This window comes from Oribacterium sp. (genome assembly GCF_057249185.1).
In genome coordinates this window covers 1-3044 of record NZ_DBHIGR010000216.1, presented here as the reverse complement: position 1 = coordinate 3044, position 3044 = coordinate 1, and the positions used below count along the sequence as shown (strand labels likewise).

Genomic DNA, 3044 nt, shown 5'->3' with positions numbered 1-3044 from the left:
TTCTGAAAATCAACGTAAACGAACTCCTGTCGGGCGAAAGAATCATGGCAGAATTCTATAGTAAACAAGTAGAAGAGAATCTTCTCGCAATGAGACGAGAAGTGGAGGAAAGGGACAGGAGAGCCCTTAAGCTGGAATACTGGATGGGATTCTCGGCAGTGCTCTCCGGCTCAGTCTTAATCCTTTTGGCATCCTTCCTGGTGATGCCTTTCTGGCTGAGGATGGTACTCTCCGCCTTTGCCCTCATGATGATTTTACTGGTCAGCTTTATCGCAGTTGGTATTGAGCAGAAAGCCGGGTACTATGAATGCGGGTGCTGTCATCATCGCTATGTGCCCTCTTACAGGCAGGTGATTCTTTCTATGCATAGAGGCCGGACAAGATATATGAAATGCCCGGTCTGCGGAAAAAGAAGCTGGCAGAAAAAGGTTTTGGGAGAAGAATAGAAAATTCTCATTTCATAAAAGTGCCGTTTACGGCAAAAATATGAAATGGGAATAGTTTGTTGATTTAATTCATGAAGAGTATCGTGTGGAAAGCCCACGATACTTTTTTAATAACATTAAACTCGATAAATTAAGGTGGAATTCCACCTTAATCTATCGAGTTTTCCTTTATAAGAAACAGTGCGGGAAAAGCCGGAGATACCTTATTATCTTATTAATTGGGCCGCTTATTGATAGGAGCACAATAAAATGATAGAATAGACTCGTGAAAAAAAGGTGGAATTCCACCTTAATTTTTTGAGAGGATTTACATATGCAGATTAGACGTGGTTTTTATCTCCATAAAATTATAGAGAAAAAGGATAACGGTAGAGTAAAGATTATCACGGGAATCCGAAGATGTGGGAAATCTTATTTGCTTTTCCATTTGTATCGGGATTATTTGCTCTCAAGCGGTATCGAAGATGGACAAATCATTTCGATTGCACTGGATGAAATAGATACGCTGGAGTATAGGAATCCGTTTAAATTAAATGATTATATCAAGGAAAAAACGCAGGATGAAACGAAAAAATACTATGTGTTTATCGATGAAATCCAATTGTCGATTGCTGTGAAGAATCCCTATCTTGAAAGCGACGAAAAGACGGTGACTTTTGTGGATGTGCTTTTAGGACTTATGAAGCGGGATAACTTAGATATATACGTAACGGGCAGTAATTCAAAAATGTTGTCCAGAGATGTTTTAACTCAATTTAGGGATAGAGGAGATGAAATTCATATCAATCCTTTGTCTTTTGCGGAAGTTTGTGAAGTAGTAGAAGATAAGTCATTGGCATTCCAACATTACAGTATATATGGCGGAATGCCCTATATTTATAGTTTGAAAAGTGATGAGGAGAAAAATCGTTATTTAAAAGATTTATTTCAAGAAACCTATTTAAAAGATATTCTGGAAAGAAACAAGATACAGAATGATAAAGAGGTTATGGAAGTATTATTGGATTTTACCTCTTCGGCGATTGGCTCTCTTACCAATCCCAGTAAGCTTTCTAAAAGATTTCTCTCGGAAAAACAAATTAAGATATCCTCCGGTACAATTTCGAAATATTTGGAGTATTTTGAAGAAGCATATTTGTTATCCCATGCGAATCGATACGACGTGAAGGGAGCTAAGTATTTTACCACGCCACTTAAGTATTATTTTACAGATATCGGGCTAAGAAATGCCAGATTGAATTTCAGGCAAGTAGAAGAGACCCACATCATGGAAAATATAATCTATAACGATTTAATTCGTAGAGGATATAATGTGGATATTGGGGTAGTGGAATATGATTGCAAAAAAGACGGAAAGAGGCAAAAAATTCAGCTGGAAGTTGATTTTGTAGTTAATAAAGGGCATGAAAGATATTATATTCAGTCTGCACTACACATAGACAGTAAGGAGAAGCAAGAACAGGAAACTGCCTCTTTAAAAAAAATAGATGATTCCTTCAAGAAAATTGTAGTTGTAAAAGATAATATTATCCCCCGGCATGATGATGCAGGTATTTTATACATTGGATTGGAGAATTTTCTTTTGGATGAAAATGCAATAAATCTTTAACTACTACAAAAGAAAACAGAATCCGAAAAGAGCACAGCACAGAGGCAGATAACGAAAATTGTGAGGAATAGTATGGCCACTTTAAAACTAAGCCTTATACAAAAATACAAGTTGGAAAATGCATATACCTATGTGTACAGCACAGGCTTTCTTTCTCCTGCGTGTCCGGAGCAGGGCGCGAGAGCTCTCCTCTTAACGAGAAGGGAAGAAGCCCCCGGAGCCTACACTGTTCTTGTCCTGTCCGAGACCGGCATACAGGAAATAAAGCTTGGGGAGGATTTCCTTGACCGGGAAAATGATCCGGTACTTTTTTCATTTGGAAAGGGCTTTGGGGTAATCAAAGCGAAGAAAGAAATTGCCTATTTTACCGGAGATTTTTCTTCGCCGGAAATCATCCCGATTAAGAATGGATTTTTGCCCTTTAGCAAAACACTGCCGGACAATGCAAGAGAGCGGTATTTTCAGACTGTTTCAGACGGTAGCCTGATTCCTGTCTGCTTTGAAAAGGAAGTTTATTACGGTCTTTCCCGATGTTTTGCTTTATTAGACTTTGACCCTGTAAAAAAAGAAGCCAAGTGGAAATGCTTTTCGGAAATAGAGAAAAATGCCTTTACCCATCATGATGAGAGGACGAAGGATGCTCCGAAAATCGACAGTTTAAAAATGGAGGAAGGGGAACTCTACGCCTTTACTTCGGGAGAAAGCACAGGCTCGGTGAATAAATGGGGAATGGATTATTATGCTCTGGCAAAAATCTCCCCTGAGGGCAAAGTAAAGGAAAAGCTCTTGGAGTCGGAGCAATTGAAGGCGGGCGGAAAAAAGTCCGGGGTGAACGGAACTTTCACCCATTCGTATTATCTTATTCTCACACCGCTTTTTAACAATGACGATTGGAAGGGAAAGCAAAAGCTCTTTTCCCTAAGAACAAAGGAATATTTGGATATTGTCATGCCAAGGGGGATGACGAAGCATAGCTTACACAATATTTG

Annotated in this window: 3 protein-coding genes; all 3 read left to right on the top strand. The window is 39.0% G+C overall.

The genetic code is table 11. The annotated features are described in order from the left end of the window. The coding region (locus ACO4PX_RS09595) for a helix-turn-helix domain-containing protein (protein ID WP_485572460.1) at positions 1 to 446 on the top strand (446 nt) is incomplete at its 5' end. Positions 447 to 759: 313 nt separating this feature from the next. After that, entirely contained in the window at positions 760 to 2055 is a 1296-nt protein-coding gene (locus ACO4PX_RS09590; protein WP_485572458.1) for an ATP-binding protein, read from the top strand. A gap of 72 nt (positions 2056 to 2127) precedes the next feature. Next, the coding region (locus ACO4PX_RS09585) for a hypothetical protein (RefSeq protein ID WP_485572457.1) at positions 2128 to 3044 on the top strand (917 nt) is incomplete at its 3' end.